The organism is Streptomyces sp. NPDC048751 (assembly GCF_043198595.1).
Classification (GTDB): Bacteria; Actinomycetota; Actinomycetes; order Streptomycetales; family Streptomycetaceae; genus Streptomyces.
This window is the reverse complement of record NZ_JBICUX010000010.1, coordinates 140564-165111: the sequence shown is the minus strand read 5'-3', so window position 1 is coordinate 165111 and position 24548 is coordinate 140564. Positions and strand designations below refer to the sequence as shown.

The following is a 24548-nucleotide window of genomic DNA, read 5'->3' as shown; positions in this document are numbered from 1 at the left end:
CATGACCGAGATCATCAAGCTCACCGCCGCCGAGACCGCCGCGAAGATCGCTTCCGGCGAGCTCACCGCGGTCGAGGTCACCGAGGCCCACCTCGCCCGGATCGAGGCCGTCGACGAGAAGGTGCACGCCTTCCTGCACGTCGACCGCGAGGGCGCCCTCGCTCAGGCCCGCGCCGTCGACGCCAAGCGCGAGCGCGGCGAGAAGCTCGGCCCCCTGGCCGGCGTCCCCCTCGCGCTCAAGGACATCTTCACCACCGAGGGCGTTCCGACGACCGTCGGCTCGAAGATCCTCGAGGGCTGGATCCCGCCGTACGACGCCACCCTCACCAAGCGTCTCAAGGCCGCCGACGTCGTCATCCTCGGCAAGACCAACATGGACGAGTTCGCCATGGGGTCCTCCACCGAGAACAGCGCCTACGGCCCGACCGGCAACCCGTGGGACCTCACCAAGATCCCCGGCGGCTCCGGCGGCGGCTCGTCCGCCGCGCTCGCCTCCTTCCAGGCCCCCCTCGCCATCGGCACCGACACCGGCGGCTCCATCCGCCAGCCGGCCGCCGTCACCGGCACGGTCGGCGTCAAGCCGACGTACGGCGCGGTCTCCCGCTTCGGCATGGTGGCCTTCTCCAGCTCCCTGGACCAGGGCGGGCCCTGCGCCCGTACGGTCCTGGACGCGGCCCTCCTGCACGAGGTGATCGCCGGCCACGACCCGCTCGACTCCACCTCCATCGACGCCCCGGTCCCGCCGGTCGTCGAGGCCGCCCGCAACGGCAGCGTCGAAGGCATGCGCGTCGGTGTGGTCAAGCAGTTCCGCGGCGAGGGCTACCAGGCCGGTGTCATCCAGCGCTTCGACGAGTCCGTCGCCCTGCTGAAGGAGCTCGGCGCCGAGATCGTCGAGCTGGACTGCCCGTCCTTCGACCTGGCCCTGTCGGCGTACTACCTGATCGCCCCCTCCGAGTGCTCGTCCAACCTCGCCCGCTTCGACGGCCTGCGCTACGGCCTGCGGACCGGCGACGACGGCAACCACTCGGCCGAGGAGGTCACCTCCCTCACCCGTGAGGCGGGCTTCGGCCCCGAGGTCAAGCGCCGGATCATCCTGGGCACGTACGCCCTGTCCAGCGGCTACTACGACGCCTACTACGGCAGCGCCCAGAAGGTCCGTACGCTGATCAAGCAGGACTTCGACAAGGCGTTCGAGCAGGTCGACGTGATCGTCTCCCCGACGACCCCGACCACCGCCTTCGCGATCGGCGAGCGCGCCGACGACCCGATGGCGATGTACCTCGCCGACCTGTGCACCATCCCGACCAACCTGGCGGGCAACGCGGCCATGTCCCTGCCGTGCGGCCTCGCCCCGGAGGACAACCTCCCGGTCGGCCTGCAGATCATCGCCCCGGTGATGAAGGACGAGCGCCTCTACAAGGTCGGCGCCGCCGTCGAGGCCGCCTTCGTGGAAAAGTGGGGGCACCCGCTGATCGAGGAGGCTCCGTCGCTGTGAGTGCACTGAACAAGGCCAAGGGCTTCAAGAAGTCCAAGTCCGGTACGTACCTGTCCATGGCCGCCACGGCGTTCGGCGCGTTGGGTGTCGCCAAGCGGCTGAAGAAGGCCCGCGCCGAGAAGGACACGCTCGTCCTGATCGACGCCACCGTGTCCGCCGCCGCGATCGTCACCGGCCTCGCCATCCTCTACCGCGAGCTGAAGCGGCTGGGCGACGACGACGTCCTGCTGGGCTGAGAGGGAAGTTACACCGTGACCACCACGACCGACCTGGTGTCGTACGAGGACGCGCTGGCGTCGTACGACCCCGTCATGGGCCTCGAGGTCCATGTCGAACTCGGCACCAAGACCAAGATGTTCTGCGGCTGTTCGACCGCTCTCGGTCAGGACGCCAACACGCAGACCTGCCCGGTCTGTCTCGGCCTGCCCGGCGCGCTCCCGGTCGTCAACGCGACCGGCGTCGAGTCCGCGATCAAGATCGGTCTCGCGCTGAACTGCGAGATCGCCGAGTGGTGCCGCTTCGCCCGGAAGAACTACTTCTATCCGGACATGCCGAAGAACTTCCAGACCTCCCAGTACGACGAGCCGATCGCCTTCAACGGCTACCTCGACGTCCAGCTGGAGGACGGCGAGACCTTCCGCGTGGAGATCGAGCGCGCCCACATGGAGGAGGACACCGGCAAGTCGACCCACGTCGGCGGCGCCACCGGCCGTATCCACGGCGCGTCCCACTCCCTGCTGGACTACAACCGCGCCGGCATCCCGCTCATCGAGATCGTCACCAAGCCGATCGTCGGCGCCGGCGAGCGCGCCCCCGAGGTCGCGCGCGCCTACGTTCGTGAGCTGCGCGAGGTCATCAAGGCGCTCGGCGTCTCCGAGGCCCGTATGGAGATGGGCCAGATGCGCTGCGACGTGAACCTGTCGCTGATGCCGAAGGGCGCCGAGAAGTTCGGCACGCGTTCCGAGACGAAGAACGTGAACTCGCTGCGGTCCGTGGAGCGCGCGGCCCGCTTCGAGATCCAGCGGCACGCCGCCGTGCTCCAGAGCGGTGGCCTGATCGTCCAGGAGACCCGCCACTTCCACGAGGACACCGGGTCGACGACCCCGGGCCGCGTGAAGGAGGAGGCCGAGGACTACCGGTACTTCCCGGAGCCCGACCTCGTCCCGGTCGCCCCGTCCCGCGAGTGGGTCGAGGAGATCCGTTCCGCGCTGCCGGAGCTGCCGCTGGCCCGCCGCAACCGGCTGCTCGCGGAGTGGGGCATCAGCGCCGTCGACATGCAGTCGATCACCAACGCCGGTGCCCTGGACCTGATCGTCGCCACGATCGACGCCGGTGCCGACGCGGCCTCCGCCCGCAAGTGGTGGATGGGCGAGCTGGCCCGCGCCGCCAACGAGTCGGGCAAGGCCCTGGACGAGCTGGCGATCACCCCGGCGCAGGTCGCCCGGGTCACGGAGCTCGTCTCGAAGGGTGACCTGAACGACAAGCTGGCCCGACAGGTCATCGAGGGCGTCCTCGCGGGCGAGGGCACTCCGGACGAGGTCGTCGACAAGCGCGGTCTGAAGGTCGTCTCCGACGAGGGCGCGCTCACCGCCGCCGTCGAGGAGGCCATCGCCGGCAACCCGGGCGTCGCGGACAAGATCCGCGGTGGCAAGGTGGCCGCGGCCGGCGCCCTGGTCGGCGCGGTCATGAAGGCCACCCGTGGCCAGGCGGACGCGGCCCGCGTCAAGGAACTGATCCTGGAGAAGCTGGGCGTCAGCGAGGGCTGAGCCCTCGGCGGTGAAACCCTGGGGGGATGCATCGAACCCGATGCATCCCCCCAGTACGCGGCACCAGGCACTTACACGCGGCGACCGACGACCCGGGCGAAGCCCAGGAGGTGCTCCACGTCGGCGTGCATCAGCTCGACCGACCAGCGGGCCATCTCCGCCATGAACTCGCTGGAGCTCTCCTCGGCGCACACCTCGCTCCACAGCAGCCAGTCGCGCCAGCCGTCGTCGAGCCAGTCGGCCGTCTCGACCTCCACGGCCCCGCTCCGCGTCCACAGCCGCCGCCACCAGGCGGGGGAGTGGAACGCCCAGAATCCGGGATCCTGCTTCCAGTACTCCTTCAGGTGCGCGGGCGGCTCGTCGCCCTCCGGCTCCTCCCGCAGCGCCGGCATCACGACCCCGATCCGCCCGCCCGGCTTCAGCAACCGGGTCAGGGTGGGCAGGTAGAGGTCGTTGGTGCCGAAGTACTGGTACGCGTCGATGCTCACGATCGCGTCGAAGGTGCCCTCGCCGAACGGCAGGTCGTGCGCCTCGGCGAACACGGGCAGGACACGGTCGGCGACGCCCGCCTCGGCGATGCGCGGCGCGTTCTCGTCGGGCTTCACCCACAGGTCGGCGGCGACGACCTGGACGTCGTACTCCCTGGCGAGGAACACGGACGTCATGGCGCGGCCGCAGCCCAGGTCGAGCACGCGCGCGCCGGGGCGCAGAGCGTCGAGGCCGAGGGCGGGGGCCAGCCACTCCAGCAGCCACAGCGCGTGGGGACCCATCTGGTTCTCGGTGGTCCAGCGGGCGTCGTAACGGCTGCTGCGCGGGTAGCGCGGGTGGGTCAGCCGGCTAGTGAGTTCGTCGTTCGAGGTCGTCGATGTGATGTCGGTCGTGGTGTCGGACATCGGTGAACGGGCTCCTTGAGTCCTTCGTAGGGGAAAGAGATGCGTAGGAGCTCGGTCGGACCTTCAAACAATGCACCTGCTTCGGTCGGCGGCGATGAGCCGGAGACGACGGACGGCGGGACCGTAGCAGTGCGCCGTGCTGCCCCGCATCCGATTTCCCGGCCGGAGGCGCTACGCTCGCCCGCCATGAGTGGAAGCGGTGATTCCGAGATACCCGACGGGGCGGCTGCGGAGGATCCGGACCTCGAGGATCCGGCGGAGGACGCCCGGCGTGCCCGCTGGACGGCGGCCGGGACCGGGGTGCTGCTGGCCCTCGCGGGGCTGGCCGCCTCGGCCCTCCGTCTCACCGGCTCCGCCCCGACGCTCGTCCCGGTCGCCTACGCCGTCGGTGCCGCCGTGTGCGCGCTCGCCTCCGTCCTCGGGTCCCGGGGACGCACCCGGCGGGCCCTGTGGCTGCTGATCCTCGGGGTGATGGTGATGGCGCTGGGGGACCAGTTCGACTGAGGCGGGCGACGGGGATGACAGAGGCGACAGAGTGAACGTTACTGTCCTGTGATCTGCCTCCCATTCCTGTGAATAACCCCACGAGCGACGCAAACGATCACTTCTGCCTGCAAGAGTGGCTTCGCATTGCTCATGCGTTCTTTGCGGGCTGTTCAGTTCATGGACGACGATTCCCGGCCAAAGATCCACAATTTGACTCCGGGAGCACGATCCGTGGCAGCCCTTGCACGCTGGTGTGTCGAACGCCGCCTCGTCGCCGTTCTGCTGTGGCTCCTCGCCTTCGGCGGGGTTGCCGCGGCCGCCACCGCCACGGGCTCCGCGTACTCCAACGACTACGACGTCCCCGGCACCGAGTCGGGCCGCGCCACCCAGCTGCTGGAGGACGGCTTCCGGGGACTCGGCGGCGACAGCGACACCGTCGTCTGGCACACCACGTCCGGCACCGTCCGTGCCGCCGACGTCGAACAGACGATGACCAACACCCTGGAGAAGATCGCCGACCTGCCCGGTGTGGCCGCGGTGACCAGCCCCTACGACGACCAGGGCGCCGGGCAGATCAGTGAGAACGGCCACACCGCGTACGCCACCGTCACCTTCGACGACCCGGCGCAGGACATCGACCGGTCCGAGGCGCGGGCCGTGGTCACGACCGCCGAGGCCGCCGAGACGGACGGGCTCCAGGTCGAGCTGGGCGGCACCGCGATCGGGCTCACCGAGTCGTCCGGCGGGCACCTCGCCGAGGTCGTCGGCGTGGCCGTCGCCGCGGTCGTGCTGTTCCTCGCCTTCGGATCACTCGCGGCCTCGCTGCTGCCCATCGCGACCGCCCTGGTGAGCGTCGGCACCGCGTACGCCGGGATCGTGCTGCTCGGCCACGCCATGACCGTCGCCGACTTCGCGCCCATGCTCGGCATGCTCATCGGGCTCGGCGTGGGCATCGACTACGCGCTGTTCATCGTCACCCGGCACAGACGCGGACTGAAACGGGGGCTGCCGGTCGCCGAGGCCGTCACCAACGCCGTCGCCACCACCGGACGCGCGGTCGTCTTCGCGGGTGCGACGGTGTGCATAGCCCTCCTGGGCATGCTGATCCTGCGACTGAACTTCCTCAACGGCGTCGCGATCGCCGCGTCCCTGACCGTGGTGCTGACCGTCGGCGCCTCCGTGACCCTGTTGCCCGCGCTGCTGTCCTTCATCGGCATGCGCGCCCTCAGCCGCCGCGAACGGCGCCGTCTGGAGGAGCACGGACCCGAGCCGGAGCTGCCGACCGGGTTCGCCGCCCGCTGGTCGGCGTTCGTGGAGCGCCACCCCAAGGTGCTCGGGGCCGTCGCCGTCGTCGTCATCGCCGTGCTCGCCCTGCCCACGTTCTCCCTGCGCCTGGGCAGCTCCGACCAGGGCAACAACCCGCGGTCGTCGACCACGCGCCAGGCCTACGACCTCCTCGCCGACGGCTTCGGCCCCGGCGTCAACGGGCCCCTCACCCTCGTCACCCCTGTCGACGGCGCCGAGGACAAGCTCGCCCTCGACAACCTCGACGCCACCATCCGCACCACCGAGGGCGTCGCCTCGGTGACACCGGTGACGTACGACACCGGCGGCGACACCGCGTACTTCACGATCGTCCCGGAGTCCGCGCCGCAGTCCCAGAAGACCAGCGACCTCGTGGACCGACTGCGCACCGAGGTGCTGCCGCGTGCCGAGACGGGCACCTCGCTCGATGTGCACGTCGGCGGTGTGACGGCCTCCTACGACGACTTCGCCGCGGTCATCGTCGGCAAGCTGCCGCTGTTCGTCGGGGTCGTCGTCGGGCTCGGCTGCGTGCTGCTCCTGCTCGCGTTCCGCTCCCTCGGCATCCCGCTGAAGGCCGCCGTGATGAACATCGCCGCCGTCGCCGCCGCCTTCGGCATCGTGGTCGCGGTCTTCCAGTGGGGCTGGGGCAGCGAACTCCTCGGCCTCGGCCGCGCGGGGCCCATCGAACCCTTCCTCCCCGTGATCATGGTGTCGGTCCTGTTCGGCCTTTCCATGGACTACCAGGTCTTCCTGGTCAGCCGGATGTACGAGGAGTGGCTGGAGACCGGCGACAACCGGCGCGCGGTGCGGGTCGGTCTCGCCGAGACCAGCCGCGTGATCAACTCCGCTGCCGTCATCATGATCTCGGTGTTCCTCGCCTTCGTCCTCAGCGGCGATCGCGTGATCGCCATGTTCGGCATCGCGCTCGCCTCGGCCGTCGCCCTGGACGCCTTCGTCCTGCGCACCCTCCTGGTCCCCGCCCTCATGCACATGCTCGGCGGCGCCAACTGGTGGCTGCCCCGGTGGCTGGACCGCCGTATGCCGCGCATCAGCATCGAACCGCCCGAGAGCCGTGCCGCCCATGAGAGGCTCACGGACGTCGTGGAGGTCATGGAGAAGGAGCGGCAACAGGATGTACGCGATATCCCTGGGTGACGGAGCCGAGCTGCGCCCCCTGGAGCCCTGGCACGCCGAGGAATTCCTCGGCCATCTCGACCGGGGACGCGCGTTCATCACCCAGCACATTCCCTTCGGGGCCCACGCCACGGACGTCGCCTCCGCGCGCGCGGTCCTGCAGAACTACGCCGACAAGCGCGCCGCCGACACCGGCTCCCTGCACGGGCTGTGGCTGGAGGGGAAGCTGGTGGGCGGCCTCCTCTTCCGTGTCTTCGACGCGGCCACCGGCAGCTGCGAGATCGGCTGCTGGCTGGAGCCCGCCGCGACCGGACGGGGCCTCGTCACGCGCGGCGCGCGCGTGCTCATCGACTGGGCGTTTGACGAACGCGCCATGCACCGTGTGGAGTGGCATGCGTCGTCCGCGAACACGGCGAGCATCAGCGTGGCGCGACGGCTCGGCATGAGCCGCGACGGGGTGCTCCGCGAGGACTACCCGTACCGAGGCGTACGGCAGAACACCGAGATCTGGTCGGTGCTCGCCCCCGAGTGGCGCGAGGCACGCGCGCGTGCCGCACACAACGATCATTAAGAGACCTCTCAGAGAGCGTCCGTACGGTGCGAGGCATGGGAACCAAGACTGACGAGGCCGGCACGGCCGAGGCGAAGCACGACGACGAGACGGCGGTCGTCACCGACAAGACCACCGACGCCCCCGAGGCGACCGGGGTGACCGAGACGGACGAGATCGAGGCGGCCGACCTCGCGGCAGCGGAGGGCGCGGCGCAGGACGAGGGCCCGACCGGGGTCGGCCAGGGTGCCGGCGCCGTCGTCTCCGCCGGGCTGGGCATCGTGTCCCTGACCGGTAGCTGGGTCGGCACGGTGGCCTCCGCGCGGGAGTCCCTCATCGGCCAGCTGCAGAACTCGCAGTCCTCCAGCGTGGCCAAGATGATCAAGGAAGGCTACGGCGACGCCTGGCAGGCCACCGCGCTGTGGGGCGGCGTGTTCGCCCTGGTCGCGCTGGTCGTCGGCGTCTTCGTCCTGGCCCGGCCCGCGTTCGGCGCCCCGGGCCGCCCGCAGGCCCCGTGGATCAAGTCGGTCGCCTGGGCGGGCGTCTCGCTCGGCGTCCTCGGCCTGTTCCTCGCCGTCCTCAAGTACACGGACGTCCTGCTCGGCCTGCCGTCGGCCGGCTGATCACTGGCCCACATCACCGCGGCCCACGAGGGGTCTTAGGTTCGCCGTACGACATCTACGGCACGCCTAAGACCCCTCACACGCGTCTAAGGCCCCCTCGCCGGCCGAAGATGCGGAACTCTCCCGATGTGGCGGACCCCCCTGGGAGACGAAGGTTGAGGCATCGCAACGAGCGACGCACCACAACCCACCTCTCTCAAGGGACACACCATGTACGAGCACGACCTCCAGCGCGCCCGGTTCGCCGAACTCATGCGTCAGGCCGAGCACGAACGGCTGGTCCGCGAGGCCGCCCGCGGCCGCCGCGCCGCCCGCCGCGAAGCGGCCCGACGCACCGCCGAGCACGACTCCCATACCGACCGCCGGTGGCGGCCCTGGCCCGCCCGCGTCGCGTGAACCCGGCGACGGCCGACCCGGAGCCCTCCCTCGCCACCCGCCTTGCCACCCCCCTCACCACCTCCTCCCTCGACGAGCGCTCCCTCTCCCTCCCGAAAACCGGACCCGTGCCATCGCTCCCGCGTGCGATGCTCGAGCCCGTGGAGAACAGATGCGTCAGCCCCGTGTTCGTCGGCCGGGCCGACGAGTTGAGCGCGCTGCACGAGGCGCTCGACCGGGCCGCCGAGGGCGAGCCGCAGGCATGGGTGATCGGCGGGGAGGCGGGGGTCGGCAAGACCCGGCTGGTCGAGGAGTTCGCGGCGGCGGCCGCCCGCAGGGGCGCCGTCGTCGCGATCGGCGGCTGTGTCGAGATCGGCGCCGACGGGCTGCCCTTCGCCCCCTTCTCCACCGCCCTGCGCGCCCTGCGCCAGGCACTTCCGGACGACCTGGCCGCCGCCGCGGCGGGCCAGGAGGAGGAACTCGCCCGGCTGCTGCCCGAACTCGGCGAAGCCCCCTCGGGCAGGCACGACGAGGAGGGCACCGCCCGCCTCTTCGAACTCACCGCCCGCCTGCTGGAACGCGTCGCCGCCGACCGCACGGTCGTCGTCGCCCTGGAGGACCTGCACTGGGCCGACACCTCCACCCGTCACCTCCTCACCTACCTCCATCGCACCCTGCGCACCGGCCGCCTCGTCGTCCTCGCCACCTACCGCGCCGACGACATCCACCGCCGCCACCCCCTGCGCCCCCTGCTCGCCGAACTCGACCGGCTGCGCTCCGTCCGCCGCCTCGAACTCGCCCGCCTCACCCGCGAGGAGGTCGGCCGCCAGATCGCCGGCATCCTCGGCACCGAGCCCGCCCCCGACCAGGTCGACAAGATCTTCGCCCGCTCCGACGGCAACGCCTTCTTCGTCGAGGAACTCGCCGTGGCCGCCGCCGCCGACGGCTGCCGCACCGGCCTCACCGCCTCCCTGCGCGACCTGCTCCTCGTCCGTGTCGAACGGCTGCCCGAGACCGCCCAGCGCATCGCCCGGATCGTCGCCGAGGGCGGCTCCACCGTCGAGTACCGGCTGCTCGCCGCCGTAGCCCGGCTCGCCGAGGACGATCTCATCGAGGCGCTGCGCGCCGCCGTGAACGCCAACCTCCTGCTCGCCACGCCCAGCGGTGACGGCTACCGCTTCCGCCACTCCCTGGTCCGCGAGGCCGTCAGCGACGACCTGCTGCCCGGCGAGCGCTCCCGCCTCAACCGCCGCTACGCCGAGGCCCTGGAGGCCGACCCGTCGCTCGTCCCCGCCGACGAACGCGTCACACGCCTGGCCAGCTACTGGTACCAGGCCAACGACCCGGCCAAGGCCCTCCCCGCCGTCCTCGACGCCTCCGTCACCGCCCGCCGCCGGCACGCCTACGCCGAACAACTCCGGCTCCTTGAACGTGCGATGGAGCTGTGGGACACCACCCCCGAGGCCGTACGGGCCACCCTGCGCCCCGTCGACCACGCCGAGTTCTACCCTCCCTGCGGCTGCGACCCGGCCACCACGCCACTGCGCTACCTGGACCTGATGGCCGAGGCCGCCGTCGCGGGACGCCTCTGCGGCGAACGCGAACGCGCCTTGAAGATCACCAAGCGGGCCCTGCACCTGCTGGAGGACGAGCACGACCCCCTGCGCACCGCCTGGTTCCTGCTGCAACGCTCCCGCCTGGTCCACGCCCTGTCCCGGGGCGACGGCCGGGAGGACCTGGCCGCCGCGGAGGACCTGGTGCGCGGTCTGCCGCCCAGCGAGGTGCACGCCGAGGTGCTCGTGCACGTCGCCTGCTGGACCATGATCCACGCCCCCGGGCCCGAGGCCTACGCGGCCGCCGAGCAGGCGGTGGAGTACGCCCGCCTGGTCGGCGCCCGCGAGACCGAACTCGACGCCCGCCAGGTCCTGGGCGTCCTCAAGGTCGACGCCGGCCACATCGAGGACGGCCTCGGGGAACTGCGCGAGATCAAGGAGCAGGCGCTCGCGGAGAACATCCCCCACGTCGCGCTGAACGTCTACGTGAACCTGCCGGCCGAACTCGAGGCGGTCGGCCGCTCCCGGGAGGCCGTTGTCATCGTGGAGGAGGGCCTCGCCTTCGCCAGGCGGCACGGGCTGCCCGACACCGAGGCATGGATGTGGGGCAACCTCGCCGAGTCCCTCTTCTCCCTGGGCCGCTGGGACGAGGCGGGCCGGGCCGGAGCCACCGCACGCCGGCTCGGCCGCAGCGCCAAGACCCGCGGCTTCCACGCCACCCTGCGCGCCGAACTCGCCCTCGTACGGGGCGACCTGGCTGAGACAGCCGACCAACTGGCCGCCGCGCGAGCCCACTTCGGTGACCACGAGGACGCACCTCAGCACGAACTGCCCTTGGTCCGCCTCGAAGTCGGCGTCGCCGCCGCCGAGGGCCGCCTCCCGGACGCCCGGGCCCATCTCGAACGCGCCCTGGCTCCGGGCCTCCCGCCGGGAACCCAGCGCTACGCCTGGCCCCTGCTGCTGGCCGCCGCCACCGCGGAGGCCGAGGCCCGCAGCCCCGCCGCCCAGCAGGGGCGCACCGAGGCCCTGGAACGCCTCTTCGAGACGGCCAGGAAACTCACCACGAACGCCCCGGTCTGGTACGCCCACGAGAAGTGGGTCCGCGCCGAACTCCTGCGCGCCGAGCACCGGGACACCGCCGACACCTGGACCGACGTGGTCACCGCCTTCGAGTTGCTGGAGCGCCCCTACGACCTCGCCCGCCTGCGCCTGCGCCTGGCCGAGGCCCTCCTCACGGTCGGCGGCGACGACGAGCGCGCCCGCGCCACGGAGCTGCTGCGCCTCGCCCGTGCCGTCGCCGACCACCTCCGGGCCCGCCCGCTGGCCGACGCCGTCACGCTCCTCGCCCAGCGGGCCCGCCTGTCCCTGACCCGTGCCCCGTGCCCGGCGGCCGACCCCGTCGAGGCCCTCGGCCTCACCGGCCGGGAACGTGACGTCCTGCGCCTGGTCTCCGCGGGCCGCACCAACCGCCAGATCGCCGAGGAACTCTTCATCTCCCCCAAGACGGCCAGCGTCCACGTCTCCAACATCCTGGCCAAGCTCAACGTCTCGGGCCGAGGAGAGGCGGCGGCCGTGGCACACCGGCTGGGACTGTTCCCGCCCGACGCTCGCACGGCATCGCTGACGGGCTGAGGCGTACGCTGAAGAAAACCGGCAGGAGGCGTCGTGTTCAACATGTTCGAGGAACTGTTCGCACCCGGCCGCAAACACACCCGCGACGAGCAGAACCGGCTGGAGCTGACCCGGGTGGACGTCGGGGACGCCGATCCCGGGCGCGGACCGATAGACCTCGCCTCGGGAAAGGTCGTCGTACGCCGTCCCGAGCACCCGGCGGAGACGGACGACGGCGCGAAGACGGTCGAGGGGGAGGACTGAAACGCGGGGAGGGGGAGGCGACGGGGGAGAGGGCTCAGCTCACCCGCAGTTCGAGGATCTTGTCGTCCCCGCTCCGCGGCGAGCCGCGGCCGTCCGTCTCGCTCGTGACCAGCCACAGCTTGTCGCCGCCCGCCGACACGACCGTACGCAGGCGGCCGTAGTCGCCCTTCAGGAACGCCTGCGGAGCTGCCGAGGCCTCCGTGCCCTTCAGGGGGACGCGCCACAGGCGCTGCCCGCGCAGGCCCGCCATCCACACGGAGCCCTCGGCGTAGGCGATGCCGCTGGGGGAGGCCTCGTCGGTGTGCCACTGGGCTATCGGGTTCACGTACCCGGAGTCGTTCGACTCGCCCTCCGCCCGCGGCCAGCCGTAGTTGTCGCCGGGCTTGATCGCGTTCAGCTCGTCCCAGGTGTTCTGGCCGAACTCCGAGGCGAACAGGCGCTGCCGGGAGTCCCAGGCCAACCCCTGTACGTTGCGGTGGCCGTAGGAGTAGACGGGGGAGTCGGGGAACGGGTTGCCGGGGGCGGGTTCGCCCTCCGGGTTCAGGCGCAGGATCTTGCCGCCCAGGGACTTCCGGTCCTGCGCCAGGCCCCGGTCACCGCTCTCGCCCGTGCCGGCGTACAGCATCCGGTCCGGGCCGAAGGCGATCCGGCCGCCGTTGTGGATCACGCCCTTGGGGATGCCCTTGAAGATCGTGTCGGGGGCGCCCAGCTGCTCACCGTCGGGCTTCTTCTCGTCGTACAGCATGCGGACGATGCGGTTGTCCGAGGCCGAGGTGAAGTACGCGTAGACCATGTGGTCCGAGGCGTAGTCGGGGGAGAGCGCGATGCCCAGCAGGCCGCCCTCGCCCGCCGCCGACACCCCGGGCACCTCGCCGAGCTCGGTCTTCTTCCCGGTCTGCTCGTCGACCCGGGTGATCGTGCCCTCGTCGCGGGAGGAGACGAGCAGACCGCCGTCGGGGAGCGGGGCGAGGCCCCAGGGCGAGTCGAGGTCACCGGCGACCGTGCGGACCACCTTCACCGTGCCCTTCGCGGGCGGGGTCTCCTCGGACGTCTGCGACGGCGACTGGGAACCCGTGCGACTCGGGGTCGTGTGCGGTGTCGCACCGCCCGCGGCGCCCGTCGACCCACCGTCGTCGGAGGAGCAGCCGGCCGTCACCAGGAGCGCGGTGGCGGCCAACACGGCCGACACCGCTCGGCGTTGCACCATCATCGTCCCCCTTCGACACGGCCGGTTCTCCCTGTCATACGCACCTCGCGCGTCCCGGGTTCCCGATCACGGCCACTGCAAGCAGAACGGGTGACGCGCGCCTCGGTCGGACCCGCCAGACCCGCCAGACCCGCCAGACCCGTGGGACCCGCCGGACCCGCCCCCTCAGTCCCACGACCCCAGCGCCCTGGGCAGCCCCGCCACCTCCGCCAGGTCCAGCTCGGTGAGCCGCAGACCGGCCGCCGCCGCGTTCTCCGTCACCCAGCGCTCCTGCTTCGACCCCGGTACGGGCACCACGTGCCGCCCCTGGGCCAGCACCCACGCCAGCGCCACCTGGGCCGGTGTCACGCCCTCGCCGTGGCGGCGGGCGACGCGGCGCAGGCCGACGACGATGGGCTGGTTCGCGGCCATCATCTCCGCGGTGAAGCGGGGGTGGCGGGCGCGCAGGTCGTCGGGTTCGAAACCCTCGCCGGGGGTCAGTGTGCCGGTCAGGAAGCCGTTGCCGAGCGGCATCGCCGCCAGGAAGCCGATCCCGCGCGTCTCGCACCACGGCAGCAGCGTGTCCAGCGCCTCCGGCGACCACACCGAAAGCTCCGCCTCCACCGCGCTCACCGGGAAGACCTGCTGCACCCGCTCCAGCTGCCGGATCGTCGCGTCGTGCAGCCGCCCCCCGGACCGCCGGCCGCCCCGCGCCCCCACCGCGCACAGCCCCAACGCCCGTACCTTGCCGGCCCGCACGAGGTCCGCCATCGCACCCCAGGTCTCCTCGACCGGGACCTCGGGGTCGGCGCGGTGCAGCTGGTAGAGGTCGATCACATCCGTCTGGAGGCGTCGCAGCGACGCGTCGCAGGCCCGTCTCACGTAGCCGGGACGGCCGTTGGCCACGATGTGCTGCTCACCCACCAGCAGCCCGACCTTCGTCGACACGAAGGCGTCCTGCCGCCGCTCCTTCAACGCCCGCCCCACCAACAGCTCGTTGGTGAAGGGGCCGTACATGTCGGCCGTGTCAAGCAGCGTCGAGCCCAGATCGAGCGCCCGGTGCACGGCCCTGAGCGACTCGTCGCCCCGCTGCCGCGACCCGTTGTACGCCCAGCTCATCGGCATGCACCCGAGTCCGACGGCCCCCACCGCGAGCGCCGCCGCGCCGATCGTCCTGCGCTCCACCTGGTCGTGACCCTCCCTTTCCCGGCCCCCAACCTAACCTCTGCGCCCGCGCGTACCTGACATAGCCTCCTGAGCATGACTGCTGACGTGTGGCTGCCCATCCCGCCGGACGAGATCGAGGGACTCCCCGAGGGGCTCGCCTACCGCTTCTGGGACGGCGAGCCCGAGTTCCCCGCCGACCCGGCCGACTGCGTCTTCTACGTCGTCCCGTACATGAAGCCGCCCCAGGTCGGACAACGCCCGCTGCCCGGGATGAGCTCCGTCCAGGTCGTCCAGACCCTCTCCGCCGGCATCGACCACGTCGAGCCCGCCCTGAGGCACCTGCCTCCCGGGGTGCGGCTGTGCAACGCGCGCGGAGTGCACGAGGCGAGCACCGCCGAGCTCACGCTGACCCTCGTCCTCGCCTCGCTGCGCGGGATCCCCGACTTCGTGCGGGCGCAGGACAGGGGCGAGTGGCTCGGCGGATTCCGGCCCGCGCTCGCCGACAAGAACGTGCTCATCGTGGGGTACGGATCGATCGGGTCGGCGATCGAGGACCGGCTCGTTCCGTTCGAGGTCGCGCGGGTGGCGCGCGTTGCGCGCTCCGAGCGCACCACGGCGCGCGGGCCGGTGCATCCGCTCACCGACCTGCCCGCCCTGCTCCCCGAGGCGGACGTGGTGATCCTCTCGACGCCCCTGACGGAGAGCACGCGCGGCCTCGTCAACGCCGACTTCCTCGCCCGGATGAAGGACGGCGCGCTCCTGGTGAACGTGGCCCGCGGCCCCGTCGTCGACACCAAGGCCCTGCTCGCCGAGCTGGACAGCGGCCGCATCACCGCCGCCCTCGATGTCACCGAACCCGAGCCGCTGCCCCTCGCGCATCCCCTGTGGCGTGCGCCGGGTGTGCTGATCAGCCCCCACGTCGGCGGCCCGACGTCCGCGTTCCTGCCCCGGGCGAAGCGACTGCTGGTGGATCAGTTGAACCGTTTCGTGAACCGGGAGCCGCTCGGCAACGTGATCCTTACGACGGGCGCCACAGACGTCTAGCCCGGTTCGAGCACCCTCCGCAGTCCCGTGAAAGCGGTCCGTACTCGCATCGCCGCTGGTCGTCACGGAGCGTAGAGGAACTATGTCCCTGAGTGACGAGACTGGTGTATCGTCCCGACAGGGGCTGCGCCGCGTACCGTTCGGCGCCGGGGATGGACATTTCAGACTTGTGAGGGGGGCGACGGGCGATGCACGGCCTATGGACGAACGATCCGACGCGGCGGGGCCGCCGACGGCGACCCTGCGACCCGACCGCGCGCAGGCGCGGCCGCCACGGCAGCGACAACGGCCACCACAGTCACTACCACCCCCACCGCGACAACCGCCGCAGGCACGCCCCGCCGGCGCACCGCGGCCTCCGGGACCCGGGAGCGACACGGGCCGGGAGGGACCGGTGAGTTCGCCCCCGCCTCCCGCGACCACACTCGACGGAGCGCTGCGGGCACAGCCCCCGACAGCGGCGCCGCCCGCCCGGCCACCGGCCCCCCGCGACGGGACGAGCCTGGTCCGTCAACTCGTACTGGCCCTGGTCTGCGCGGGATACGCCGTCGGTTCCGCGCTCGGCTGGGGCTCCGACGAACTCGCGCTGATCATGGGCGACTTCGGGCTGAGCGCCGCGGCGGGCACCGCAGCGGTCTCCTGCTTGCTCTACGCGCGCACCCGCCGCGTCCGCTTTCGATCCGCCTGGCTGCTGTTCTCCCTCTCCTCGGCGATGGCGTCCCTGGGCAACCTGGTCTGGGGGTGGTACGAGGTCGTCCTCGCACAGCCCGTGCCCAGTCCCAGTTACGCCGACGGGTTCTTCCTGTGCTTCGCGCCCCCCGCCATCGTCGGCCTGCTCGTGCTGGCCAAGCGGCCCGTGACCAAGGCCGGCTGGGTGTGCCTCGGCCTGGACGCCTCGCTGATCGGCGGCTCGCTGCTCACCCTGTCGTGGAGCCTGGCGCTCGCCCAGGCGGCCAGGACCGAGGGCTCCAGCGTCTCGCACACCGCCCTGTCGCTGGCCTACCCGCTGCTCGACATCGCCCTGGTCAGCATGGTGCTGGCGCTGCACTTCCGGCGCTCGGCGGTCAACCGCACCGCGGTCAACACCGCGATCGGCGCGCTCGCCCTGACCGTGATGTGCGACGCCCTGTTCACCTCACCCCTGCTGCACCACAGCTACCGCTCGGGCCAGCTCCTCGACGCGGGCTGGTTCGCCGGCTCGCTGCTCCTGGCGTACGCCCCCTGGGCCGTGCCCCGGCACGGGCAGCCCGAGGCCGGCCGGCGCCACCCGGACCGGCACGTCCCGGACGGACACACGCGCGTGGTCCACGAACACCTGCCCGGCCGACGCGCCGCCGACCACCACCACGCACCCCCGCAGGGAGGCGATCACAGCCGGTACCCGGCCACCCGGCCCATCACCGGCTCCCTGGCCGCCCTCACGCCCTACCTGGCCGCCGCGGTCTGCACCCTGGGGATCCTCTACAACGTCCTCAACGGCCGCAGCGTCGACCGCGTCGTCCTCCTGACCGGCGGCACCGTCGTGCTCGCCCTCGTGATGCGCCAGGGCATCATGCTGCTCGACAACATCACCCTCACCCAGGAACTTGCGCAGAAGGAGAACCACTTCCGCTCCCTGGTCCAGGGCTCCAGCGACGTCATCATGATCGCCGCGCCCAACGGCATCCTGCGCTACGTCTCCCCGGCCGCCGCCGGGGTCTACGGCCGGCCCGCCGAGGAACTCGTCGGCACCGAACTGGCCAACCTCATCCACCCGGAGGACCTGGGCTGCGTGGTGCACGAGGTGCGCCGCTTCCTCGCCGCCAGCCCGCTCGAGGAACCCACCACCCGCATCGAGTGCCGCTTCCGCTCGGGCGGTGGGGGAGGCTGGCTCAACGTCGAGTCGACCGTCAACCGCCACCACGGCGGCCTCATCTTCAACAGCCGGGACGTCACCGAACGCGTGCGGCTGCAGGCGCAGCTCCAGCACAACGCCGAGCACGACCCGCTCACCGACCTGCCCAACCGCGCGCTGTTCACCCAGCGCGTCCAGCAGGCCGTGTCCGGCCGCCGCGCCACCGACCGCGGCGCCATCCTGCGCGGCACGGCCGTCCTCTTCATCGACCTCGACGGCTTCAAGGCCGTCAACGACACGATCGGTCACCAGGCCGGGGACCAACTGCTCGTCCAGGCCGCCCGCAGACTCCAGGAAGCGGTCCGGCACGGGGACACGGCGTCCCGGCTGGGCGGCGACGAGTTCGCGGCGCTGATCATCGGCGACGGCACCCGCGACCGCGCCGCCCGGGAACGCCACATCGTGGAACTCGCCGACCGCCTCAGGCTCACGCTCTCCCAGCCGTACCTCATCGACGGCAACGACGTCCGTGTCGCCGCCTCCATCGGCGTCGCCTTCGCCGAGCCCGGCCTGGGCGCGGGAGAACTGCTGCGCAACGCCGACCTCGCCATGTACCGCGCCAAGGCGGGCGGCAAGGGCCGGGTCGAGCTGTACAAGCCGCAGATGCAGCAGGACGTCGTACGCAAGGCGGAGCTGGCCACACGTCTGCGGGCCGCGCTGCACGACGGCGAGTTCGCGCTGCTGCACCAGCCCGTGGTGTGCCTGGAGGACGGCCGGATCACCTCGGTCGCCGCCCAGGCCCGCTGGCGCTCCTCGCAGGGCGTGCTGTTCACACCCGCCGAGTTCCTGCGGGTGGCGGAGGACAGCGACAAGACCGCGGAGCTCGGCCGCTGGGTGCTCCAGGAGGCCGTCGAACAGGCCGCCGAGCGCGCGGCGAACGGCATCGACGTACCGGTGGTGGTCCGGACGAGCGCCCGGCGCCTCCTCGACCGGTCGATGCCGCTGGGCACCGTGGAGGCCCTGCTGACCCGGCACGGGCTGCCGTCCGGGTCGCTGGTGATCGAGCTGTCCGACACGGACCCGCGGGTCCCGCTGGACGAGCTGGAACGCCGACTGAGCGCGCTGAGGCGAGTCGGAGTCCGGATCGCGCTCGACGGGTTCGGCAGCGGCTACGGCGCGATCACAGCCCTGCGGCGACTCCCCGTCGACGTGATGAAGCTCGACCGCACGCTCGTCGAGGGAGTCGTGGAGTCGGCGCGGCTGCACAAGATCACCAGCGGGCTGCTGCGCATCGCCACCGACCTCGGGCTCCAGTCCGTCGCCGACGGCGTGGACCTCCCCGAGCAGGTCGTCGCCCTGCGCGCGATGGGCTGCACGCACGGGCAGGGCATGGCGTTCTCCGGGCCGCTGGACGAGTACCGGCTGCGCCGAGCGCTGGGTTCCGGCCACTGTCCGGTGCCGCACGGGCCGGCCGAACCGGCGTTCGCGGGCGGCGTGCGGGAACCACAGGGGCGCGTCGGGGGCACGGGGGTGTACACCAGTGGTGTCACCGCCGTTCTCGGAGGCGGAAGTGCGCTGCGCCCACATAATGAGACTCCCGTCCCACCCACTTGACAGTCGGTGCGTGCCGGGGGGAGGGTCAGAGCCATGCGCACCCGAATTCTCGTACTTGGACAGCGCGTCGGCTGAGCTGGGACGCACCGGACGATCCGGAACCCCCAGCGACCACACCCGGCGCGCTCCCCTCGCTTGCCTTGCGGCACGAGGGGTTTTTTGTTGCACGGGCGCGAGTCGAACTCCGTCCGGGCACGAGCCCAACGTCGTACAAACCTCGCACAAACCCTCAGCATCGAGAAGAGAATGCCGATGACCGAGCAGGCCACCGGGGCCAATCATCCGCAGCCGCGGCCCCGATCCGGAGGAACGCACTCCGCGCCCATTGAGCACGTCACGGGTGCGAAGTCCCTCATCCGCTCTCTCGAGGAGGTCGGGGCCGACACGGTATTCGGCATTCCCGGCGGTGCGATCCTTCCCGCCTACGACCCGCTGATGGACTCGACCCGGGTGCGCCACGTCCTGGTCCGTCACGAGCAGGGCGCGGGCCACGCGGCCACCGGCTACGCGCAGGCCACCGGCAAGGTCGGCGTCTGCATGGCCACCTCCGGACCGGGCGCCACCAACCTGGTCACCCCGATCGCCGACGCGCACATGGACTCCGTGCCGCTGGTCGCGATCACCGGTCAGGTCGCCTCCTCGGCCATCGGCACGGACGCCTTCCAGGAGGCGGACATCGTCGGCATCACCATGCCGGTCACCAAGCACAACTTCCTGGTCACCAAGGCCGAGGACATCCCCCGGGTCATCGCGCAGGCGTTCCACATCGCCTCCACCGGCCGCCCCGGCCCCGTCCTGGTCGACATCGCCAAGGACGCACTCCAGGCGAAGACCACCTTCACCTGGCCGCCCACCATGGACCTGCCCGGCTACCGCCCGGTGACCAAGCCGCACGCCAAGCAGATCCGCGAGGCCGCCAAGCTGATCACCGCCGCCAAGCGGCCGATCCTCTACGTCGGCGGCGGCGTCCTCAAGGCCGGCGCCACCGCCGAGCTGAAGGTCCTCGCCGAGCTGACCGGCGCCCCCGTCACCACCACCCTGATGGCGCTGGGAGCGTTCCCCGACAGTCACCCGCAGCACCTCGGCATGCCGGGCATGCACGGGTCGGTGGCCGCCGTCACGGGCCTGCAGAAGGCCGACCTGATCGTCGCCCTCGGCGCCCGCTTCGACGACCGCGTCACCGGCAAGCTCGACAGCTTCGCCCCGTACGCCAAGATCGTCCACGCCGACATCGACCCGGCGGAGATCGGCAAGAACCGTGCCGCCGACGTGCCGATCGTCGGTGACGCCCGCGAGGTCATCGCCGACCTGATCCAGGCCGTGCAGAAGGAGCACAGCGAGGGCGGCGCGGGCGACTACACCGCCTGGTGGACCGACCTCAACCGCTGGCGCGAGACCTACCCGCTCGGCTACGACCAGCCCGGCGACGGCTCGCTCTCCCCGCAGCAGGTCATCGAGCGCATCGGACAACTCGCCCCCGAGGGCACGATCTTCGCGGCCGGCGTCGGCCAGCACCAGATGTGGGCCGCGCACTTCATCCAGTACGACAAGCCCGCCACCTGGCTGAACTCCGGCGGCGCCGGAACCATGGGCTACGCCGTCCCCGCCGCCATGGGCGCCAAGGCCGGCGCCCCCGGCAAGGCCGTCTGGGCGATCGACGGCGACGGCTGCTTCCAGATGACCAACCAGGAGCTCACCACCTGCGCCCTGAACAACATCCCGATCAAGGTCGCCATCATCAACAACGGCGCCCTCGGGATGGTCCGCCAGTGGCAGACCCTGTTCTACAACCAGCGCTACTCCAACACCGTGCTGCACAGCGGCCCGAACGACGTCAACCCGGACGCCCGCGGCACCCGCGTCCCCGACTTCGTCAAGCTGTCGGAGGCCATGGGCTGCTACGCCATCCGCTGCGAGTCCCCGGACGACCTCGACAAGGTCATCGAGGAGGCGAACTCGATCAACGACCGCCCGGTCGTCGTCGACTTCATCGTCCACGAGGACGCGATGGTGTGGCCGATGGTCGCCGCCGGCACCTCCAACGACGAGATCATGGCCGCCCGGGACGTCCGCCCCGACTTCGGCGACAACGAAGACGACTGAGAGCCGTCAGGACTTTCAAGCAGAGGAAGCAGATCATGTCCAAGCACACGCTCTCCGTCCTGGTGGAGAACACCCCCGGCATCCTCGCCCGGATCGCCGCCCTGTTCTCCCGCCGCGGCTTCAACATCGACTCGCTCGCGGTCGGCGTCACCGAGCACCCCGACATCTCCCGCATCACCATCGTCGTGGGCGTGGAGGAGCTGCCGCTCGAGCAGGTGACCAAGCAGCTCAACAAGCTCGTCAACGTGCTGAAGATCGTCGAGCTGGAGCCGTCGCAGGCCGTGCAGCGCGAACTCGTTCTGGTGAAGGTGCGCGCCGACAACGAGACGCGCTCCCAGATCGTCGAGATCGTCCAGCTGTTCCGCGCCAAGACCGTCGACGTCTCCCCGGAGGCCGTCACCATCGAGGCCACCGGCAGCAGCGAGAAGCTGTCCGCGATGCTCAAGATGCTGGAGCCCTTCGGCATCAAGGAACTCGTCCAGTCCGGCACCATCGCGATCGGACGCGGCGCGCGTTCGATCACCGACCGGTCCCTGCGCGCTCTGGACCGTTCGGCGTAAGCCTTGTCACGACCGTAGACGGGCGATCGGGTGACACCGGCCGCCCGTATACCGAGACCCCGAAACCTCCCTCTCGCTCCCCGTCATACGGTGGACGCAACACCTGCATTCAAGGAGAGAACCCAAAGTGGCCGAGCTGTTCTACGACGCTGACGCCGACCTGTCCATCATCCAGGGCCGCAAGGTCGCGGTCATCGGCTACGGCAGCCAGGGCCACGCCCACGCCCTGTCGCTGCGTGACTCCGGTGTCGACGTGCGTGTCGGTCTGCACGAGGGCTCCAAGTCCAAGGCCAAGGCCGAGGAGCAGGGCCTGCGCGTGGTGACGCCGTCGGAGGCCGCCGCCGAGGCCGACGTCATCATGATCCTCATCCCGGACCCGATCCAGGCCCAGGTCTACGAGGAGTCCATCGCGCCGAACCTGAACGACGGCGACGCGCTGTTCTTCGCCCACGGCTTCAACGTCCGCTTCGGCTTCATCAAGGCCCCGGCCGGTGTCGACGTCGCCCTGGTCGCCCCCAAGGGCCCGGGTCACCTGGTGCGCCGCCAGTACGAGGAGGGTCGCGGTGTCCCCGCGATCGCCGCGGTCGAGCAGGACGCCACGGGCAACGCCTTCGACCTGGCCCTGTCGTACGCCAAGGCCATCGGCGGCACGCGTGCCGGTGTCATCAAGACGACCTTCACCGAGGAGACCGAGACCGACCTGTTCGGTGAGCAGGCCGTCCTCTGCGGTGGTACGGCCGCGCTGGTCAAGGCGGGCTTCGAGACCCTGGTCGAGGCCGGCTACCAGCCGGAGATCGCCTACTTCGAGTGCCTGCACGAGCTGAAGCTGATCGTCGACCTCATGTACGAGGGCGGCCTGGAGAAGATGCGCTGGTCCGTCTCCGAGACCGCCGAGTGGGGCGACTACGTCACCGGCCCGCGCATCATCACGGACGCCACCAAGGCCGAGATGAAGCAGGTCCTCGCCGAGATCCAGGACGGCACCTTCGCCCAGAACTGGATGGACGAGTACCACGGCGGTCTGAAGAAGTACAACGAGTACAAGGACCAGGACTCCGAGCACCTGCTGGAGACCACCGGCAAGCAGCTGCGCAAGCTGATGAGCTGGGTGAACGAAGAGGCGTAAGCCTCATGCCAGGGGGTCGGGGCACTGCTCCGGCCCTCTTGGCCATCCCCGTCCCGCCACGGACGGGTGATCCTTCCACGGAGGCATGAGGCGACCTCCGTCGCAGCACTACACTGCTGTTGTATACGCGTTCAGGCCCACAGCGTCGTGCGTCTTCCACGCGGCTAGCCCCTCCTCCGCCTGCGGCCGTCGGGACGGCCGTCCGCACGCTTTGGACTTGTGAGGACTCACGTGAGCTCGAAACCTGTCGTACTCATCGCTGAAGAGCTGTCGCCCGCGACCGTGGACGCGCTTGGTCCGGACTTCGAGATCCGGCACTGCAACGGAGCGGACCGAGCCGAACTGCTCCCGGCCATCGCCGACGTCGACGCGATCCTGATCCGCTCGGCGACCAAGGTGGACGCCGAGGCGGTCGCCGCCGCGCACAAGCTGAAGGTCGTCGCCCGCGCCGGCGTCGGCCTGGACAACGTCGACGTCTCCGCCGCCACCAAGGCCGGCGTGATGGTCGTCAACGCCCCCACCTCCAACATCGTGACCGCCGCCGAACTGGCCTGCGGTCTCCTCCTCGCCACCGCCCGCCACATCCCGCAGGCCAACGCCGCGCTGAAGAACGGCGAGTGGAAGCGCAGCAAGTACACGGGCGTGGAGCTCGCCGAGAAGACCCTCGGCGTCGTCGGCCTCGGCCGCATCGGCGCGCTCGTCGCGCAGCGCATGTCCGCCTTCGGCATGAAGGTCGTCGCCTACGACCCCTACATCCAGCCCGCCCGCGCCGCCCAGATGGGCGTCAAGGTGCTGTCGCTGGACGAGCTGCTCGAGGTCTCCGACTTCATCACCGTCCACCTGCCCAAGACCCCCGAGACGGTCGGCCTGATCGGCGACGAGGCGCTGCGCAAGGTCAAGCCGAGCGTGCGCATCGTCAACGCCGCGCGCGGCGGGATCGTCGACGAGGAGGCGCTGTACTCCGCCCTCAAGGAGGGCCGGGTCGCCGGTGCCGGTCTCGACGTGTACGCGAAGGAGCCCTGCACGGACTCCCCGCTGTTCGAGTTCGACCAGGTGGTCTCCACCCCGCACCTCGGTGCCTCCACCGACGAGGCGCAGGAGAAGGCCGGTATCGCCGTCGCGAGGTCCGTGCGCCTCGCGCTCGCCGGTGAGCTCGTGCCCGACGCCGTGAACGTCCAGGGCGGTGTCATCGCCGAGGACGTCAAGCCCGGACTGCCCCTCGCCGAGCGCCTCGGCCGCATCTTCACCGCCCTCGCGGGCGAGGTCGCGGTCCGTCTCGACGTCGAGGTGTACGGCGAGATCACCCAGCACGACGTGAAGGTGCTGGAGCTGTCCGCCCTGAAGGGTGTGTTCGAGGACGTCGTCGACGAGACCGTCTCGTACGTCAACGCCCCGCTGTTCGCCCAGGAGCGCGGCGTCGAGGTGCGGCTGACCACCAGCTCGGAGTCGGCCGACCACCGCAACGTCGTCACCGTGCGCGGCACGCTCTCGGACGGCGAGGAGGTGTCGGTCTCCGGCACGCTGGCCGGTCCGAAGCACCTCCAGAAGATCGTCGCGGTCGGCGAGTACGACGTCGACCTCGCGCTCGCCGACCACATGGTCGTCCTGAAGTACGAGGACCGTCCCGGCGTCGTCGGCACGGTCGGCCGGATCCTCGGCGAGGCGGGCATCAACATCGCCGGTATGCAGGTCGCCCGCGCGGCGGCGGGCGGGGAGGCGCTGGCCGTCCTGACCGTCGACGACACGGTGCCCTCCGGGGTGTTGGCGGAGGTCGCTGATGAGATCGGGGCGACGTCCGCTCGCGCGGTGAACCTGGTCTGAGGTTCACCGCACCAACTGGGGCTCCGCCCCCAGACCCC

Annotated in this window: 19 protein-coding genes; 16 read left to right on the top strand and 3 right to left on the bottom strand. The window is 71.2% G+C overall.

What is annotated here, in order from left to right; genetic code table 11:
* Window position 1: 1 nt before the first annotated feature.
* From gatA to gatB, 3 genes are read left to right on the top strand one after another with little or no spacing between them, the layout of a single operon-like run.
* Window positions 2-1495, top strand: a complete 1494-nt coding sequence (gene gatA, locus ACGFNV_RS30335) for an Asp-tRNA(Asn)/Glu-tRNA(Gln) amidotransferase subunit GatA (RefSeq protein ID WP_393626651.1) — start codon at window positions 2-4, stop codon at window positions 1493-1495.
* Window positions 1492-1731 (top strand): hypothetical protein, encoded by a 240-nt coding sequence (locus ACGFNV_RS30330; RefSeq protein WP_389423504.1) that lies wholly within the window; start codon window positions 1492-1494, stop codon window positions 1729-1731. The genes gatA and ACGFNV_RS30330 overlap by 4 nt, the downstream gene beginning before the upstream one ends.
* Window positions 1732-1746: 15 nt before the next feature.
* Window positions 1747-3261 carry an Asp-tRNA(Asn)/Glu-tRNA(Gln) amidotransferase subunit GatB gene (gene gatB, locus ACGFNV_RS30325; protein ID WP_393626649.1) on the top strand — a complete coding sequence of 505 codons (1515 nt, stop codon included), beginning with the start codon at window positions 1747-1749 and terminating at the stop codon, window positions 3259-3261.
* 71 nt (window positions 3262-3332) lie between these two features.
* Here gatB and ACGFNV_RS30320 read toward each other — a convergent pair whose 3' ends face one another.
* Complete coding sequence (locus tag ACGFNV_RS30320) at window positions 3333-4154, bottom strand: SAM-dependent methyltransferase (protein WP_393626647.1); 822 nt, start codon at window positions 4152-4154, stop codon at window positions 3333-3335.
* Between the two features lie 186 nt (window positions 4155-4340).
* Between ACGFNV_RS30320 and ACGFNV_RS30315 the strand changes: the two genes are divergently transcribed.
* From ACGFNV_RS30315 to ACGFNV_RS30285, 7 genes are all read left to right on the top strand, one after another.
* Window positions 4341-4658, top strand: a complete 318-nt coding sequence (locus ACGFNV_RS30315; protein ID WP_133930156.1) for a hypothetical protein — start codon at window positions 4341-4343, stop codon at window positions 4656-4658.
* A 213-nt stretch (window positions 4659-4871) separates the two neighbouring features.
* On the top strand, window positions 4872-7100 hold the full coding sequence (locus ACGFNV_RS30310) for an MMPL family transporter (RefSeq protein WP_393626645.1): 2229 nt from the start codon (window positions 4872-4874) through the stop codon (window positions 7098-7100).
* A complete protein-coding gene (locus ACGFNV_RS30305; RefSeq protein WP_393626643.1) occupies window positions 7078-7650 on the top strand; it encodes a GNAT family N-acetyltransferase in 573 nt (190 codons plus the stop codon). Before ACGFNV_RS30310 ends, ACGFNV_RS30305 begins: the two co-directional genes overlap by 23 nt.
* Window positions 7651-7685: 35 nt before the next feature.
* Window positions 7686-8252, top strand: a complete 567-nt coding sequence (locus ACGFNV_RS30300) for a hypothetical protein (RefSeq protein ID WP_393626641.1) — start codon at window positions 7686-7688, stop codon at window positions 8250-8252.
* A 210-nt stretch (window positions 8253-8462) separates the two neighbouring features.
* Window positions 8463-8648 (top strand): hypothetical protein, encoded by a 186-nt coding sequence (locus ACGFNV_RS30295; RefSeq protein ID WP_393626640.1) that lies wholly within the window; start codon window positions 8463-8465, stop codon window positions 8646-8648.
* 128 nt (window positions 8649-8776) lie between these two features.
* On the top strand, window positions 8777-11812 hold the full coding sequence (locus tag ACGFNV_RS30290) for an AAA family ATPase (RefSeq protein WP_393626898.1): 3036 nt from the start codon (window positions 8777-8779) through the stop codon (window positions 11810-11812).
* Between the two features lie 42 nt (window positions 11813-11854).
* Complete coding sequence (locus tag ACGFNV_RS30285) at window positions 11855-12055, top strand: DUF6191 domain-containing protein (protein WP_393626896.1); 201 nt, start codon at window positions 11855-11857, stop codon at window positions 12053-12055.
* A 34-nt stretch (window positions 12056-12089) separates the two neighbouring features.
* On the opposite strand, the gene ACGFNV_RS30280 is transcribed toward ACGFNV_RS30285, so the two are convergent.
* Entirely contained in the window at window positions 12090-13265 is a 1176-nt protein-coding gene (locus ACGFNV_RS30280; RefSeq protein WP_393626638.1) for a PQQ-dependent sugar dehydrogenase, read from the bottom strand.
* A gap of 162 nt (window positions 13266-13427) precedes the next feature.
* Window positions 13428-14426 carry an aldo/keto reductase gene (locus ACGFNV_RS30275; protein ID WP_393626636.1) on the bottom strand — a complete coding sequence of 333 codons (999 nt, stop codon included), beginning with the start codon at window positions 14424-14426 and terminating at the stop codon, window positions 13428-13430.
* 75 nt (window positions 14427-14501) lie between these two features.
* Between ACGFNV_RS30275 and ACGFNV_RS30270 the strand changes: the two genes are divergently transcribed.
* From ACGFNV_RS30270 to serA, 6 genes are all read left to right on the top strand, one after another.
* Window positions 14502-15452 carry a 2-hydroxyacid dehydrogenase gene (locus ACGFNV_RS30270; RefSeq protein WP_393626635.1) on the top strand — a complete coding sequence of 317 codons (951 nt, stop codon included), beginning with the start codon at window positions 14502-14504 and terminating at the stop codon, window positions 15450-15452.
* A 394-nt stretch (window positions 15453-15846) separates the two neighbouring features.
* Complete coding sequence (locus tag ACGFNV_RS30265; protein WP_393626633.1) at window positions 15847-18900, top strand: putative bifunctional diguanylate cyclase/phosphodiesterase; 3054 nt, start codon at window positions 15847-15849, stop codon at window positions 18898-18900.
* Window positions 18901-19152: 252 nt separating this feature from the next.
* Window positions 19153-21003: an acetolactate synthase large subunit gene (locus ACGFNV_RS30260; protein WP_393626631.1), complete on the top strand. Its 1851-nt coding sequence runs from the start codon at window positions 19153-19155 to the stop codon at window positions 21001-21003.
* Window positions 21004-21038: 35 nt separating this feature from the next.
* Window positions 21039-21563, top strand: a complete 525-nt coding sequence (gene ilvN / locus ACGFNV_RS30255) for an acetolactate synthase small subunit (protein ID WP_393626629.1) — start codon at window positions 21039-21041, stop codon at window positions 21561-21563.
* A gap of 127 nt (window positions 21564-21690) precedes the next feature.
* Window positions 21691-22689: a ketol-acid reductoisomerase gene (ilvC, locus tag ACGFNV_RS30250; RefSeq protein ID WP_393626627.1), complete on the top strand. Its 999-nt coding sequence runs from the start codon at window positions 21691-21693 to the stop codon at window positions 22687-22689.
* Between the two features lie 231 nt (window positions 22690-22920).
* Entirely contained in the window at window positions 22921-24510 is a 1590-nt protein-coding gene (serA, locus tag ACGFNV_RS30245; protein ID WP_393626625.1) for a phosphoglycerate dehydrogenase, read from the top strand.
* The last annotated feature ends 38 nt before the right edge of the window (window positions 24511-24548 follow it).